Annotated in this window: 9 protein-coding genes and 3 tRNA genes; 7 read left to right on the top strand and 5 right to left on the bottom strand. The window is 32.9% G+C overall.

The window, feature by feature from the left end; translation table 11 throughout:
* From J8L88_RS16140 to J8L88_RS16130, 3 genes are all read left to right on the top strand, one after another.
* Positions 1-759, top strand: a complete 759-nt coding sequence (locus J8L88_RS16140) for a family 16 glycosylhydrolase (RefSeq protein WP_027392838.1) — start codon at positions 1-3, stop codon at positions 757-759.
* 319 nt (positions 760-1,078) lie between these two features.
* Positions 1,079-4,993 carry a family 16 glycosylhydrolase gene (locus tag J8L88_RS16135; RefSeq protein ID WP_211061264.1) on the top strand — a complete coding sequence of 1,305 codons (3,915 nt, stop codon included), beginning with the start codon at positions 1,079-1,081 and terminating at the stop codon, positions 4,991-4,993.
* Between the two features lie 205 nt (positions 4,994-5,198).
* The gene (locus J8L88_RS16130; protein WP_211061263.1) at positions 5,199-8,666 is read left to right on the top strand and encodes a glycosyl hydrolase; all 3,468 of its coding nucleotides are present in this window, start codon (positions 5,199-5,201) and stop codon (positions 8,664-8,666) included.
* 97 nt (positions 8,667-8,763) lie between these two features.
* Here J8L88_RS16130 and J8L88_RS16125 read toward each other — a convergent pair whose 3' ends face one another.
* The 4 genes from J8L88_RS16125 to J8L88_RS16110 form a co-directional block, all read right to left on the bottom strand.
* On the bottom strand, positions 8,764-9,372 hold the full coding sequence (locus J8L88_RS16125) for a hypothetical protein (RefSeq protein WP_211061262.1): 609 nt from the start codon (positions 9,370-9,372) through the stop codon (positions 8,764-8,766).
* Between the two features lie 172 nt (positions 9,373-9,544).
* Positions 9,545-9,618, bottom strand: a tRNA-Arg gene (locus tag J8L88_RS16120).
* A gap of 26 nt (positions 9,619-9,644) precedes the next feature.
* Positions 9,645-9,719, bottom strand: a tRNA-Pro gene (locus J8L88_RS16115).
* A 31-nt stretch (positions 9,720-9,750) separates the two neighbouring features.
* Positions 9,751-9,834 (bottom strand) — tRNA-Ser (locus J8L88_RS16110).
* Between the two features lie 256 nt (positions 9,835-10,090).
* On the opposite strand from J8L88_RS16110, the gene J8L88_RS16105 reads away from it, so the two are divergent.
* On the top strand, positions 10,091-11,713 hold the full coding sequence (locus J8L88_RS16105) for a hypothetical protein (RefSeq protein WP_211061261.1): 1,623 nt from the start codon (positions 10,091-10,093) through the stop codon (positions 11,711-11,713).
* A gap of 81 nt (positions 11,714-11,794) precedes the next feature.
* Here the strand turns inward: J8L88_RS16105 and J8L88_RS16100 are convergent, their stop codons facing one another.
* Positions 11,795-13,036, bottom strand: coding sequence for an NAD(P)/FAD-dependent oxidoreductase (locus J8L88_RS16100; protein WP_027392763.1), 1,242 nt, complete (start codon positions 13,034-13,036; stop codon positions 11,795-11,797).
* Between the two features lie 103 nt (positions 13,037-13,139).
* Here J8L88_RS16100 and hutH point away from each other — a divergent pair, with 103 nt between their 5' ends.
* The 3 genes from hutH (at position 13,140) to fabG (ending at position 16,779) form a co-directional block, all read left to right on the top strand.
* Positions 13,140-14,669: a histidine ammonia-lyase gene (hutH, locus tag J8L88_RS16095; protein ID WP_118386511.1), complete on the top strand. Its 1,530-nt coding sequence runs from the start codon at positions 13,140-13,142 to the stop codon at positions 14,667-14,669.
* 98 nt (positions 14,670-14,767) lie between these two features.
* Positions 14,768-15,907 carry a WG repeat-containing protein gene (locus J8L88_RS16090; RefSeq protein ID WP_158594391.1) on the top strand — a complete coding sequence of 380 codons (1,140 nt, stop codon included), beginning with the start codon at positions 14,768-14,770 and terminating at the stop codon, positions 15,905-15,907.
* A gap of 140 nt (positions 15,908-16,047) precedes the next feature.
* On the top strand, positions 16,048-16,779 hold the full coding sequence (gene fabG / locus J8L88_RS16085) for a 3-oxoacyl-ACP reductase FabG (protein WP_027392760.1): 732 nt from the start codon (positions 16,048-16,050) through the stop codon (positions 16,777-16,779).
* The last annotated feature ends 3 nt before the right edge of the window (positions 16,780-16,782 follow it).

Below are 16,782 nucleotides of genomic sequence, written 5' to 3'. Positions count from 1 at the left end.
ATGAAAAAACTCTTAACCTATTTTATTCTTTTATCATTCTTTTATTCTTGTCAAGAATCGAATTCAATTATTTGGGAAGAAAATTTTGATGAACCTCAGTTAAATGAGTCTTATTGGAATTATCAATTAGGAGATGGATGCCCTAACTTATGTGGTTGGGGTAATAATGAAAGACAAATTTATACTAAAGAAAATGCCAAATTAGAAAACGGTAATTTGATTATTACTGCGACTAAAAAAGGCGATATCTATGGGTCTAGTAGGATAACTACAAAAGGCAAAATGGAGTTTCAATACGGTTCTATAGAGGTACGAGCTAAACTTCCCACAGGACATGGTTTATGGCCTGCTATCTGGATGTTAGGTGGTGATATTGATGAAATAGGTTGGCCAGATTGTGGAGAAATAGATATTATGGAATATGTGGGAAAAGAACCTCATACGATATACACATCCTTGCATACAAGACAAAGCTTTGGTGATACTGAGAACTCTAAGAAAACTATTGATTATGCAATAGAAGAAGGTTTTCATGTTTATAAATCCGCTTGGACTAAAGAAAAAATTGATTTTTATATAGATAACAAACTGGTTTATACATTTTCTCCAGAGGAAAAAAATGATAAAACGTGGCCTTTTAATAAGCCATTTTATATAATTATTAACCTTGCCATTGGTGGTAATTTTGGGGGTCCAGAAGTTGATGATACTATCTTTCCAAAGCAATTTGTGATTGATTATATCAAAATCTGGAAATAAATACCATTATAATAACAAGGAATATTTAATTCAGCTCTACCCTTGATTTCGGCATCGTATATATTCAATATACAACTGAAATCAGATTTAAGATGATGATATTTTTTAATATCAAATACGGAAATAGATAATTGAAATATATAAAGTATTTCAGTTTATCGGAATTACTTGGGAAAAAACATAATTGATATTCTGATTATTTAATAGAATAATCTAAATATCAAAGAAAAGTAATGCTGTATGTATAAAATGCATATGGTTAGGAATTACGTATATAAAATTTTTAACACAAACTTAATTACACAAATTGATTTTAATTATGAAAACACACTTATTCTTTAAAACCTTAATTGTATTTACATTGTTTTGTAATGTAGTACAATCCCAATGCTCAGAACTTATATTTAATGATGAATTTGATGGTTCATCTGTCGATCTAACTAAGTGGAGTTTTGATAACGGAGATGGATGCCCCACGCTTTGTGGATGGGGTAATGCAGAAGAACAATGGTATCAACCAGAAAACACTACGGTGCAAAATGGAAATCTAGTGATTACAACTAGAAATGAAGCCGCAGGAGGAAAACAATTTACTTCTTCAAAGTTGATCACTGCAGGAAAATTTAATTCTAGATATGGACGATATGAAGCCAGTATTAAATTGCCTTCTGCGGGAGGAATTTGGCCTGCTTTCTGGATGTTGCCAGAGAATGGAAGTTGGCCCTTTACAGGAGAAATTGATATTATGGAATCTCAACATAAAAATCCAGAGAGTATAGGAGGTACTGTACATTATTCTAATGGAGGTTGGCAGTATAATGGTAGAGAATTTAATGCAGGATTAGATTTGTCTTCAGGTTTCCATGAGTATGTTGTAGAATGGGAACCTAACGAAATAAGATGGTATGTTGATGATCAATTATATCATACTGTTACTCCGGGTAACACTGTAGATCCTTGGCCTTTTAGTGAAGGAGATTGGTATTTAATACTTAATGTAGCAGTCGGAGGTCCGGGTACCCCTTATACCGGAAATATTCCACCTACGCCAGCAGATTACCCTACACAGATGGAGGTTGATTATGTTAGGGTGTATAGCGGAACTTTTAACACACAACTTATTGGAGATAATAGTGTCTATGAAGGTGAAACAGATAAACCGTATACAATAACAGAGACAGTTGGAGCATCTTACAGTTGGACAGTTCCTACTGGTGCTACGATAACTTCTGGCCAAGGAACTAACACTATTTTAGTTGATTGGGGAACGACTGAAGGAGATGTAAAAGTTGTTGTAAATGTTCCACAATGTGGTACTAATGAATTTAAAATGAGCGTTTCGGTTAACCCCATTAAAACCTTAGAATATGTTTTTGAGGATTTTGAGGGAAATAGAAATTTAACCTATACATCAACCACAGATGGGACCTTAACAGAATCTATTTCAAATCCTGGAATAAATAATGTTAATAATTCTTCAATAGTAGGTAGGTATGTTAGGGCTACTGGAGCACAATATGATGGTTTGTACATGACCACTTCTAATATAGGAAATGCTTTGGAGTATACATCAGGAGAAAAATCTATTTGGTTGGATGTGTATAGTGATGCACCGATCGGTACAGAGTTTATACTACAGATAGAAAACAGTTCACTCTCGGCAGGTGATTGGCCAGCTGGTCGTCATAGTCGATACAGTGCGAAAACAATTTCTCAGAATCAATGGGAAACGTTAGAATTTGAGTTATTAGATAGACCAGATGCGAGCGTAGGAGCTTTAGATGTGGATCAATTTGTTTTGTTGATTGATCCAGATAGTTTTACAGGGCATACAGTGTATATTGATAATATGAGAAAAATGGATGCTCCTGATCCTACTTTATTAGAAGAAATTATCATAGCTAATTATGATGGAATAAATCAATTGGAATTATTTTTTGAAAATGGAGAATATACAGCAAATGTTGCCAATCCAAGTCCCAATAGCGTTAACAATAGTACTAATGCAGCGCAATATGATAGAGGAACTTTTGAATTATATGATGTTGTAAGTTTTAATACAGATGCTATAAAGGATTCAAGCCCATTTATAGAAGGAGATAATATCTTTTTTATGGATGTTTTTACATCTGCACCTGTAGGAACTGAAATTTCCTTGAGTTTAGAAAATAGTATTGGATCGGATGGTGATTTTCCAGCAGGAAGAAATAGTCAATATACCAGTGTTGTTAAAGAACAGAATCAATGGCATACCATTGCATTTAGTTATACTACAGCACCTGACGCCGGAACATCAAATTTATCTGTAGATGAAATTTCAATTCTTTTTGATCCTAATTCTAATGTTTCAGAAACATTTTATTTTGATAATTTCAGATATGGAATTACTGAATATCCACCTACGTATGAGTTTTCTGAGATGATTCATAACTATAACGGAGTAAATAAAATTTCGTTGAATAATACAACTACTGGGATCTATGTAGAAAATGTTGGAAACCCAGGAGGGAATGAAGTAAATAACTCATCACAAGCTGGAAGTTACATAAGGGATAATGCAGAATTATATGATGTTTTATTTTTTGATACTAACTTTATAGCAGATGCCAGTGCTTATGTTTCTGAAGATAAAAGATTTGCAATGGATGTCTATACCAGTGCACCTGTTGGAACGATTATTAGTTGGCAATTAGAAGCTAGCTCGTTATCGAACCCTTCAAATTATCCAACCGGAAGACACAGTGTGTATCAGGCAGCGGTAAAAGAACAAAATAATTGGCATACATTAGAGTTTATTCTTACAGGAACACCAGATTTAGTGGTTAATGATGCTCAAATAGATACTATTGTATTTCTATTTGATCCTAATAGTAGTAGTGGAGATACATTTTATATAGATAATCTAAGATCTTTAACAAAAGAAGATGTTATACAAACTCCGGTTTTATCATCAATAATTATTTCTCCTAATAATGTTGAAATTAACCAAGGAGAAACAATGCAGTTTAGTGCGCAAGGTTTTGATCAAAGCGGCGATTCATATGAGACCAATTTTAATTGGACAGTTACTAACGGTATTATAGATTCTAATGGTTTATATACTGCTTCAGATATTGGAACCTATACTATTACTGCCTCAAGTGGATCTGTTACAGGTTCAGCTTCTGTGACTGTAAATGGAAATACTGGAAACTATATAGTGATACCCGGAATACTACAGGCCGAAGATTATAAAGAAGGAGGAGAAGGTATTGGTTATCACGATTTAAGTACCGGAAATACGGGAGGTGCATATCGACAAGATAATGTAGATATAGAAAACACAGGAGATATTCTTGGTGGTGCATATAATGTGGGTTGGATTGATGCTAATGAATGGTTAGCATTTGACATAAATGCTTCGGATTCTAATAATAGTTATGATGTGGACTTCCGTGTAGCCTCTCCTAATGGTAATGGTAAATTTCATTTAGAGCTGGATGGTGCTGCTATTACAGAAGTGATATCCGTACCTAATACTGGAAATTGGCAACAGTATGAAACAGTTTCTGTAACCGGAATCTCAATAAGTAGTGGAAATCATGAATTACGTATTGTTTTTGATTCTAATGGTTTGAATCTTAATTTTATAGAGTTTAGATCTTCAGAAGATACTAATACTACTAACTGTACAGGATTAGCGGTGAATAATCAATATAGTTATGAAATCTCATTAGACAATACCAATCCTACAATAACTTTTATTCCAGAAATTGAGGGAGTAGGAGACAACGTTTGTATCCTATATTATAGTACTTCTTCTACAGGACCATATCCTGGATATTTAGTTACTCCAAATGTTCCATTTCAGATTAATGCAAATTCTGGAGATCAGATTAGTTTTTATTATACATACAGTTTACCAACTGGAGGTGAGAATAATACAGCTGGATCTAAACATGATTTTGTAGTAGGTTCCTGTGGTAATCGTTTAGGGTTAGAAATAGAAAAGAATCCTTTGAAAATAGAGATGTATCCAAATCCAGTTAATAATATTCTTACATTATCAAAAATGAAAGGAATATATCAAGTTAACGTGTATAATACAAATGGGATGTTAGTGCTCCAAAGGCCGGTAAACGTCGAAGAAACTGAGTTAGCACTTGATTTAAGTTCATTGTCTAAAGGTTTATATATGATTAAAACATATGGGCAAAACACAGAATCTTCCATCCATAAAATACTTAAAAATTAATTTTAAGTAAGGAGTAGCTTTTCTTAAAGCTACTCCTTACTTATATAAGTATAAAACCAAGTTTTCATGTTACTTCTTATTCTTTAGGTATTAGAATTTCTCGTTTGAAAATCGAGGAGTATATATCGCATTTAATCTTTTCAAAAACCATATTTAATATCCAAATCTATAAGATGTATTGAAAACTCAAATAAATATCGTACTCATGAAAAAAACCATAATGTTTAGAAAAGTAACAAGTATATTACTATTTATATTAATTTTTAGTGTGTCTACCTGGTCACAAAATGTAATTTCTGTTGGAAGTGGTTCCTATGCAGAATATCCTCCCTCACATGAATATATTGGCAATGATCCTACACAAGGAACATTTCAAAGTGTAGCGTTAAACCCTACTTTAGATGTTGGTTCTAATATGACAGGAAAACCAATACCTACAAATGATTGGTGGACAAGTGTTTTGTATAATGAAAATGCAGATGGTTCTCGTAATGGCGGAAACCTATGGACGTATCCTTTATTGTCTAGAGCTAATGCAGATGGTTATCAAATAGGTCACAGAACAGCAAAAGATTGGGGAGGAGATGAGAGTGTTGGGATTAGTGTTGATTATCTAGTGACGCTAACAGGAGATGGCTTTACAGCTAATAAAACAATAGCCGCGAATTGGTCAGATTGGCATGTAGATTTAGAGGTACAGCATCAAAGTAGTAATCAAACTATTGATGTTACATTAGCTCAAGGAATGCCTTTTGTTTGGACAAAACCGAATGGATTTGATGCGATTATACAATCTATTCATACAGGAGTTAGAACTTATTACGATGCCAATGGTGATATACTTAGTTTTCCTGCTACTGTAGATCGCTTTATTATAGAATATGATGGTAATTTATATGGAATTCATCTTACAGAAAACACTAACATTATACCAAAAGACGGAGTAGATGGGGATCTAGAATTAATAAATAGTGAAGGTAAATACATAGTATTTTCAGCATTAACAGAAATATCAGATTTAAATTTTTTACATGATTATGCTTTTACAAAACCGACAGATACGAAAGCTTTGTATGATTACCAACCAGATAATGGTTTAGTAAATGTTACTTATCAGATAGAAAAAACAAATATCATTGGTGATCAACCTAACGTTTTACAGGGATTTATTCCTCATCATTATCGAGGAAACACGAATAACTTTTCTTTTCTCAACAATAGAGAATATAAGGCTACCCCAAGAGGAACGTTAAAAATAGCTGAAGGAACTACCTTCTCTTTTGACTACGAATTTAATGCAAATCTTTTACCTCATTTTAATGAACCAATAACTAAAAACTCTGATATAAATCCTTATGAAAGAGCAAAATTGATAGAAATGGTGGATGATTATAATGCTCGTTTAGATCGAGATAACTTTGCAAACGGCACTTATTGGGGAGGAAAATATTTAGTCCAATTAATTAAGTATGTTCTCATCGCAAAAGAAATAGGACATCCGGATTATCAGGATCTATTAAGTTTTGCAAAGGAAAGAACTTATGATTGGCTTACTTATACACCTGGAGAGACCTCTTTTTATTATGCATATTATCCTGCTTGGAAAGCATTAGTAGGATTTAATGAGGAGTTTTTCTCAGGTTTTTTTACAGATCATCATTTTCATTATGGATATCTAGCCCATGCTGGTGCATTATTAGAAATGGCAGAACCTGGAGCAATGGATGAGTATTGGCCAATGCTTACAAAGGTTATAAAGACCTATGCAAATTGGGATAGAAATGATGAAGATTTCCCATATATGAGAACTTTTAGTCCTTGGATGGGACATTCTTTCGCCAATGGTTTAGGAAATGCTATTGGGAATAATCAAGAATCTACTTCAGAAGCAATGCAATCCTGGGCAGGAATGTTTATGACTGGTGAAATAACTGAAAACATTGATATGAGAGATGCCGCTGCGTATGGTTATGTAATGGAAGGAAGAGCGATAGCAGATTATTGGTATAATGAGAGTGGAGTATTTGAAGAAATAGGATATGATAAACCGATTGTAGGGATCTTAGAAATGAATAGATATGTTTATGGAACTTTTTTTGGAGCACAAGATACTTATATTCATGGAATACAATGGTTGCCAATTACTCCGGCATATGGTTTTTGGAATGAATTTTTGACCACAAATGAAGTAAATGCTATTGTTGATCCAATAATAAATAATATGGAAGTCGATTTAGGAGGTCTAAGTGGTGATTGGATGAATGTTTCTTGGGGTTTTAAGCTATTTTTTGATCCAGAAGGAGTGACCAGCAATTTTGATGATTTTTGGAATAGTGCCGTGGGATCTCAAGAGTATAATGTTGTTCATAATTCTAATGAAAGTGCATTAACATATTACTATGCTCATAATTCTCAAAATCTTGGATTAAGACAATCGAACTATAGATTGAGTTTACCAATGAGTAGTGTGTTTCAAAAAGAAGGAACCGTAATGTATGTAGTTTATAATTCTAAAAATACAGATCAAACATGTATCGTTTATAAAGATGGTGTTGAGGTAGATTCATTTATGGTGCCGGCCAATACATTGATAACAACTGATGGAAATGAAATTGTTACACCTCCTAATAATAGTTTTACAATTCCCGGAATCATAGAAGCCGAAGATTATAAAGAAGGTGGAGAAGGGGTTGGTTATCATGATTTAAGTACAGGAAATACTGGAGGTGCTTACAGACAGGATAATGTAGATATAGAAAACACTGGAGATGTTATTGGTGGAGTATATAATGTTGGTTGGATTGATGCTAATGAGTGGTTAGCTTTTGATATAAACGCTACGGATTCTAATAATAGTTATGATATCGACTTCCGTGTAGCCTCCCCTAATGGCAATGGCAAATTTCATTTAGAGCTGGATGGAGTTGTCATTACGGAAGTGATATCTGTACCTAATACTGGAAATTGGCAACAGTACGAAACAATTTCTGTAACCGGAATTCCGATAAATAGCGGAAATCATGAGTTAAGAATTGTTTTTGATTCCAATGGTTTAAATCTTAATTTTATAGAGTTTAGAGCTTCAGAAGATACCAATACTACTAATTGTGTAGGATTAGCAGTGAATGGTCAATATAGTTATGAAATCTCCTCAGATACTACAGACCCAACGGTAACTTTTGTTCCGGAAATTACTGGAATTGGAGAAAATATCTGTATTCTTTATTACGGTACCTCTACTTCTGGTCCATATCCGGGATATATTGTAACTCCAAATATTCCATTTCAGATTAATGCAAATTCTGGAGATCAAATTTATTTTTATTATACCTATAGCTTGCCAACCGGAGGAGAAAATAATACGGCAGGTTCTAAACATGATTTCATAGTTGGATCTTGTAATAATCAATTACAACGTGTCGATGATAGTACTTTAGATGCTTACATATATCCCAATCCTATATCAGATATTGGGCAAGTTGTATTATCAAGAAATCATAAATATATTGGATATAGAATAATAGATATATCAGGAAAAACAATAGAAGATAATATGATTAGTCAAAAACAAGAAAGAATAGACCTTGATTTATCAGAAAAAGAAACTGGGATATATTTTCTGAAATTATATGGTAATTCGTCTACACAACTTTATAAATTACTCAAAAAGTAGAAGTAATTTAGACCTAATATGGAATCTAAAATATTAAGAATCATAAAAAAAGCGGTAATACTATTACCGCTTTTTCTATTCCAAAAGTTAAAAAGGATTATTTGGCCTTTTTCTTAATATATTTTGCAAGTTCTTTAGAAAGTTTTGCATATCCTTCAGAAATTCTGTAACCAGTATTATAATCATTTCCAAATGCTCCTCCTCCTGGAACTTTTATGTAATTAGTAGAATATAATATCTTGTCTGGATTAGCAGTTTCATAAACTGTAATCGTAGCATTAATTTTAGCAGGCTGTCTAGAAACACCAACATTATATCCAGGATATATCCAAGTAGTTTTAACTTTCATAGTGTGTGTAGCATTAGCAAGGTCTTTACCAACTTTTACAGCCCCTTCATCAAAACGTTTGTTAAAAGATTCGATAAACTTTGGTTCATATCTTTCTTCTCTATCTGCAAACCAAGAGTTCTTAAATTTTTCACCTCTTCCTTCTCCCGGATGTTTCTTTTCTCTTTTTTCCATTTTATCCTTTAGAAACTCTTCTTCAGTATCGAATTTATGGACTTTAATATTTTCATAATCAAAGACAAGGTTGTACTCAGTAATTCCTTTTAGGTTTTTGACACTTCCTTCTTGATCTTTTCTTTTTTGAGCAAAAACAACAGTAGTTGCCATAATAATGGCTGCAAATAATAGTTTTTTCATAATTGGGTTTTTTTTAACGTTAGCAAAGATATTTATTTTTTAAAATTATCGATGTATTACGTCATATAATTAATAATTACAATCGGGAAATATCAACTAGTATGCCAATATTGATGATAGGATAGTATCTAGAAAACAAAAAAGCCTTACTTTAAAAAAGTAAGGCTTCTTGTGATCGCGACAGGATTCGAACCTGTGACCGTCTGCTTAGAAGGCAGATGCTCTATCCAGCTGAGCTACGCGACCGGATAAATTGTATATTTTTCAAATTGTCGGGGTGGCAGGATTCGAACCTGCGACCTCCGCGTCCCAAACGCGGCGCGATAACCGGGCTACGCTACACCCCGAATTTTGAAAAATAATACTCAAAAGTTATTGCGGAGAGACAGGGATTCGAACCCTGGCAACACTTACGCGTTGACAGATTAGCAATCTGCTCCATTACCACTCTGGCACCTCTCCGGAATCAAAATTGATTAAGAACTACACATTAATATTTCAAATGCGGATGCAAATGTAGCTTTTATGAATCTACAATGCAACATTTTTTTTGCATTATTTTTAATTTATTAATGACGCTTTTTTAAAAAGTTGAAAATCAGTTTTCTTTGGCTGAAATATTTTTCTGAAACATCTAATTTTAGTTTAAAAATTTCCAAAAACAGTAGTTTCAATCAAGAATCATATATTTGTGATACTTGACCTAATGTTAGATGTTATGAATTTAGACAAAACCCTTTCAGTACTTAATATGAAACACCTATTATTTTTAACAATTTTTCTATGCGGGTATTCTTATGCTCAAAAACCTGTTCTTTCTAAGGATTTTGATTTTAAAATAGGAGAGAAGTATAAAAGAATTAAAAGTGCTAATTCTTATTATGTGGCTTCAGGAAATAGAATGGTTGCTATTAAAAAAGGAAGAAAGGATATGACAATTCAACGCTTTTCTTTAGAAGATTTAAAAGAAGAAGTAAAGAAAAGACAGGTTATAGAGGATAAAGGAGATTTTCAGACCGTTATGGATCTTAATGGGAAGGCTGTGGCTTTCTATACTATTAAAGATAAAGCTTATGCTCAAAAAATATCTCTTACAGGTATTATAGCAGAGAAACCAATTTTGGTAGGGAGTGATAAAGAAAATATTAATAATGATGTAGGTTTTAAAAGTACCTATGGTTTTGATGCTGGAGGAAGAATTAACAAGTTTGTTTTTAAGAAATCATTTGATGGAACTAAATTATTAGTGTTGTTTAGAGTTAAAACAGCAAATGATAAAGCTGATAAAATAGGAATTAGTGTATATGATTCTAGTTTGAAGCTTATTTGGAGTCGAAAAGTAAAATTACCTTATGCCAATAAGTGGTTGGAAAATGAGGATTTTGCTATTGATAATGAAGGGAGTTTCTATATGACAGCTTCTGTTTTTAGTTCTAATGTTGAAGAAAAAAATAAATTAGAGTATTCTTATAGAACTGAAGTCTTTAAAATAAAGGAAGACCCTAAAGAAATCATTAAAAGCAAAATAGAATTACCTGGAAGATCTATAATGAATGCTGTGATTGGTCTAGACAAGCAAGGCAAAATGAGTGTTTCAGGTTTTTATGCTAAAAATGATAATAAGGTAGAAGCTACTGGCTTGTTTTCTGCAAAGTTAGATGTCTCTGGAGTTGTTTCTTCTGTTATTAAAAGTGACATTCCTACAACTATTGTTCAGGACTATGCTTTAAAAAGAGAGACAAGGATTAATGAAGGTACCCAGGATGAAAAAGATAAGCTTGATTTTGAAAGTTTAAAGGTGAATAATGTTGTTTATAACGATGATGCCAGTTTTGTGATTTTGGGAGAACAACGATATGTTGAATCATTTACTACATCAAGTTCTTCTGGTTCTAGAACAACATATAAATATTATTACAGAGATGTAATTGCTTCTAAAATTTCTTCTGAAGGTGATGTGAAATGGTTTCATAGATTGCCTAAGTATCAAACAGGAGCTAGAGGTAAAAAGAGTATGTCTTATATTAATTTTAAAAACCTAGGTAAACATTATTTATTCTATATAGATGATTTTACCAATCTTAAAAGATCTTTTGATGAGTACCCAACGAGGTATTTTGATGGTAAAAAAGAGTTTCTTTATCTAACATCATACACTATTGATGATGCTACTGGAGAAGTTATTAAAGAACCTATTCTTACAGGTAGTGACATTAGAAATTCACGTTTAGATAATTTAGAAGTGTACAAAGCTGCGATTTTACCTAATCAAGACATGATTTTTGAAGCTTATGATGGTAAAAAGAATAACTTGTTGCTAAAAGTTTCTTTGGCTAAATAATAACTGCTAAGGATTAATAATATAGGTACATAATAAAAAAGGAGGCAATTGCCTCCTTTTTTATTATTGTTGTCAGAAAAACTATTCTGACATATTTTCTTCCATTTCTACAAGCTTCGCTACATTTCTTACAATGTGATTATGCTTTTTAACAAATGGGTTTGTTTTATCCCAAACATAACCAGCAAGCACTGCGCAGATTTGTTCTTTAAAATCTTCATTTGGTTTATCATGAAAAATAATTTTTTGCAAATTTCCTGTGTACCATTCTTTTACATAAGTTGTAAATACATCAACTCCTTGTCTCATATAATCTACAAAATCAGTTTGCCAATCAACTTCTTCATTGTTCAGTTGTTTGATAGCTAATTTAGCAGATAAAAGACCTGTTTCTGTTGCAAAAGATACCCCTGATGAAAATACAGGGTCAAGAAACTCTGCACTATTACCAGTTAAGACGAAGCCATTACCAAATAATTTCGTTACATTTTTTGCAATATTTTCTACTTTATAAGGTTCGAACAAATAAGGAACGTCTTTAAACTGCTCATAGTAATAAGGAGAAGTTTTCATCATTTCTTGTAAAACTTCTGTTTTATTTCCTTCGAATTTATTAATCCATTCCATCGGTCCAACAAATCCAATACTGGTATTACCATTAGAAAAAGGGATATACCAAAACCATACTTCAGTTTCGATAATTTCAAATGTAATAGTTGTACCTTCTATTCCCTCAGGTCTTTTGATGTCTTTTACTTGTGTGAAAATGGATCCGTGTTCTGCTAATTTAGAGGGAGCTTCAAGGCCAAGTTGTCTTGCAACAACACGTCCAAAACCACTAGAATCTATAATGAATTTTGCTTCTATCTGACTTTCAGAACCGTCTTTGTGTTTTACTGTGGTTAACGAATCTGTTCCGTTAAATTCTACATTAGTTACTTCAGTTTCAAAATCTACACTTACTCCTTGTCGAATTGCTTCATCGATCAGAGTTTTGTCAAAATGATCTCTTGGAACTTGCCAAGTCCAATCCCAACCATCTCCATACTTTTTACTAAAATCGAAACTCCCAGTGACTCCATCCTTAATAAATCTAGCACCATATTTTTTCTCATACCCTTGTTTCATAAGGCAATCTAGAAGACCAGCTTCTTCAAAATTATCCATACATCTAGGAATCAGACTTTCTCCTACCTGAAATCGAGGGAATTTTGTTTTTTCAACCACCTTAACGTTAATTCCATGTTTGTTAAGATAAGCCGCGCTAACGCTACCAGAAGGACCGGCACCGATTACTAGCACATCTACATTTTCTTTTTTCATAATTTTCAAAGGTACTTTAAATACATTACATTTGCCCTCTGTAAAAATAGAGAGTAAACTTGAATTTTTTTACAAATATTGGAAAAAACTTACTAATTCGCGAATGCTAATACTAAAAGAAAGGTTGGAAATTAAAGATTTCCTAAGTGTTATTTTTAATCAAGAAGAGCTAACGATAGATGATTCTATAATCAATAGAGTTGATGATAGCTTTAAATTTCTGGAGAAATTTTCTGAAAACAAAGTAATCTACGGTGTAAATACCGGATTTGGCCCAATGGCCCAATATAAAATAGATGATAAAGATAGGATTGAATTGCAATTCAATTTAATTAGAAGCCACTCATCTGGAACGGGTAAAGCAATGGAGCCTGATTATGTGAAAGCATTAATGTTAGCGAGATTAAACACCTTGTCTTTAGGGAAATCAGGAGTTAATACAACAGTTATTAATGGCTTGAAAGATTTGATAAATCATGATGTAACACCATTGATTTTCGAACATGGAGGAGTGGGTGCAAGTGGTGATTTAGTTCAATTAGCGCATTTAGCATTGGTACTAATTGGTGAAGGAGAAGTTTTTTATAAAGGAGAAAGAAGAGAAACTGCAGAAGTTTTTAAAGAATTAGGACTTAAACCAATTGAGGTAAAGATTCGAGAAGGATTAGCTTTAATGAATGGTACGTCGGCGATGACTGGAATCGGTATCGTTAATGTTATTAATGCTCAAAAATTGCTAGATTGGTCTATAGCTTGTTCTTCAGCTATAAATGAGATTGTTGAAGCGTATGATGATCACCTTTCTGAAGAATTGAATCACAGTAAATTACATTTAGGACAACAGAATATTGCGCGTAAAATGCGTGAACATTTATCAGATAGTAAGTTAACAAGAGATAGAACAAAGCATTTGTATTCTGGTCAAAACGGAGATACTTATTTCAAGGAAAAAGTTCAGGAATATTATTCTTTACGTTGTGTTCCGCAAATTTTAGGGCCTGTTTGTGATACGATTAAACATGTGGGTAGGATTTTGATTGAAGAATTAAATTCAGCGAATGACAATCCAATAATAGATGTAGAAACTAAGCATGTATATCACGGAGGTAATTTTCATGGAGATTATGTTTCTTTAGAGATGGATAAGCTAAAACTTGTTGTCACTAAATTATCAATGCTTGCAGAGCGTCAGTTAAATTATCTGTTGAACTCTAAGCTAAATGATATACTACCGCCATTTGCTAATTTAGGTAAACTAGGATTTAATTTTGGGATGCAAGGGATACAGTTTACAGCGGTTTCTACAACTGCAGAAAACCAGACTCTTTCCAACCCAATGTATGTGCACAGTATTCCTAATAATAATGATAATCAAGATATTGTTAGTATGGGAACCAATGCAGCGAATATGACCAAAACAGTGATAGAGAATACATTCGAGGTGTTAGCTATTGAGTTAATGACAATAGTTCAGGCGTTAGAATATCTTGATTTTGGAGATAAGTTATCTAGTAGAACTCAAAAGTTAGTTAAGGATATTAAAAAAATTGTTCCTCCGTTTACGAAGGATTATGTTACTTATCCATTTGTTCAGGAGGTTAAAGACTACCTTAAAGAAAATGATGCCTATTAGATTATTTGATTAAGATTTAATTTATTTATTAATATAAGAAAGCATGTTAACCTATGCTTTTTTATTTGTACTAAAAATAAACCTTAAATATAGATATGATGAAAAAAGCACTTTTAATTACACTAGCATTAGTATTTGGTTTACAAACCTTGTTTTCTCAACAACTAGCAAAAGCTAGGAAGGATGGAAAGTTTGGGTACATTAATAAAAAAGCCGAGTTTGTTATCCAACCTCAATTCAAGAAAGCAAATAGTTTTGCTGATGGAGTTGCATTGGTTTTGGAGGGTAAAAAATGGGGATACATCAACCCAGATGGGAAATGGTTGTTAGAAGCCCAATTTGATAAGGCAAAGGATTTTAATAATGGAGTTGCTATGGTATTGAAAAATAAGAAATGGCAATACATTGATAAAGAAGGTAAAGAGTTGACGTACTCTAATGCCGAAAAAATATATCCTTTTAAAGAAGGAGTTGCTTTTGTTAGAGAAGGCAAGATGGTTGGATTAATGAATCCAAAGGGAGAAGTCATTGTAAAACCACAATATAAGACTATCAAAGGATTTCAGAATGGTTATGCCAGATTTGCAAACCAATCTGGTCAGTGGGGTATTATAGATAATAAAGGAGCTATAGTAATTAAACCAGAATATACATCTATAGGTAATTATGTGAATGGAGTAGCTAGAGCTGAAAAAGGAGAAGAAGTTTTTGGAATAGCATCTTCCAACAGTTTTAATAAAGTTGATGGGGCTACTAAAATATGGGATTTTAGAACAGGCGGAACCTATACTATTGCAAGAAAGGATGAGAAAATAGGTTTTGTTGATAAAGAAGGCAAATGGGTTATAGAGCCGCAGTTTGTGAAAGCGAAACCTTTTAAAAATGGATACGCAGGTGTTTTTGACGGTAACAAATGGGGCTTTATTGATACTAATGGTAAAGTGGTTATTGATTACAAATATGCAGATGTTGATTATTTCGATAATAATGGAATGGCTCCTGTCAAAATTGAAGATTGGGGATTTGTAAATTTGAAAGGAGAATTAGTTATAGAAGCTAAATATGGTATAACCGCAGGTAGTTTTGGGTTTTTGTCAGGTAGAGCGGCAGAGAAAGGATTTGTGGATGGTTTAGCTCGTGTAAAGTATGAAAAAAAGTGGGGATTTTTAACTCCAGACGGGAAGCTTTTAGGTGATACATGGTTTGATAATGCAGAGCCTTTTGTTAACGTTAAATAAATATTTTGTATTCCTTACAACATTAGACGATTGTTAAAGTTGTAAGGAATCTTTTAATATTGTTAATTAAATCTTAATTTGGAATAATTGTTGTTTTAAACATTGTTCAATAATTATTTGATCTTAAAAAAAAGATGTAAATGAAATACGCCCTTGTAACTGGTGGATCCAGAGGAATAGGAAGAGCAATTGCTGTTAAGTTAGCTAAAGATTTGGAGTACCCTGTTTTAATTAATTATCAGTCTAATGATACAGCTGCTAATGAAACTAAAAAAATTATTGAAGATGAAGGAGGGCAGTGTACATTATTAAAATTTAATGTAGCTGATAGGGAGGATACACATAAAGTTTTAGATAATTGGATGGCTGAAAATCCAGATGCTACTGTTGAAATTATTATCAATAATGCGGGAATTACAAGAGATGGATTATTTATGTGGATGAAACCAGAAGATTGGCATGATGTTCTTAATATTAGTTTGAATGGTTTTTATAATGTAACCAATCACTTGATTCAAAAGATGTTAACTAATAGGTATGGTCGTATTGTAAATGTTGTATCTGTTTCTGGAGTAAAAGGAACACCTGGGCAAGCTAATTATTCTGCTGCAAAGGGAGCTTTGGTAGCCGCTACAAAAGCGTTGGCTCAAGAAGTAGCAAAAAGGAAAATTACGGTAAACGCAGTTGCACCAGGTTTTATAAAAACGGATATGACAGCGGAGATGGATGAAAAAGAATTGAAGCGTATGATTCCGGTGAATCGTTTTGGGGAAGCAGAAGAGGTCGCTGATTTAGTGTCTTTTTTAGCCTCCAAAAAAGCTTCATATATAACTGGAGAAGTTGTGAATATTAATGGAGGAATTTATTCATAAGAA

Origin of the sequence: Aquimarina sp. MMG015 (genome assembly GCF_018100855.1) — a bacterium.
GTDB classification, from domain to species: domain Bacteria; phylum Bacteroidota; class Bacteroidia; order Flavobacteriales; family Flavobacteriaceae; genus Aquimarina; species Aquimarina latercula.
This window is presented reverse-complemented; position numbering and strand designations above follow the sequence as displayed.

What these genes read in the sequence shown, in the direction of transcription:
- J8L88_RS16140 (WP_027392838.1), top strand. Translation starts at nt 1, where the DNA reads ATGAAAAAACTCTTAACCTATTTTATTCTTTTATCATTCTTTTATTCT.
- fabG (WP_027392760.1), top strand. Translation starts at nt 16,048, where the DNA reads ATGAAATACGCCCTTGTAACTGGTGGATCCAGAGGAATAGGAAGAGCA.
- J8L88_RS16100 (WP_027392763.1), bottom strand. Translation starts at nt 13,036, where the DNA reads ATGAAAAAAGAAAATGTAGATGTGCTAGTAATCGGTGCCGGTCCTTCT.
- J8L88_RS16090 (WP_158594391.1), top strand. Translation starts at nt 14,768, where the DNA reads ATGAAAAAAGCACTTTTAATTACACTAGCATTAGTATTTGGTTTACAA.
- J8L88_RS16125 (WP_211061262.1), bottom strand. Translation starts at nt 9,372, where the DNA reads ATGAAAAAACTATTATTTGCAGCCATTATTATGGCAACTACTGTTGTT.
- J8L88_RS16135 (WP_211061264.1), top strand. Translation starts at nt 1,079, where the DNA reads ATGAAAACACACTTATTCTTTAAAACCTTAATTGTATTTACATTGTTT.
- J8L88_RS16130 (WP_211061263.1), top strand. Translation starts at nt 5,199, where the DNA reads ATGAAAAAAACCATAATGTTTAGAAAAGTAACAAGTATATTACTATTT.
- hutH (WP_118386511.1), top strand. Translation starts at nt 13,140, where the DNA reads ATGCTAATACTAAAAGAAAGGTTGGAAATTAAAGATTTCCTAAGTGTT.
- J8L88_RS16105 (WP_211061261.1), top strand. Translation starts at nt 10,091, where the DNA reads ATGAATTTAGACAAAACCCTTTCAGTACTTAATATGAAACACCTATTA.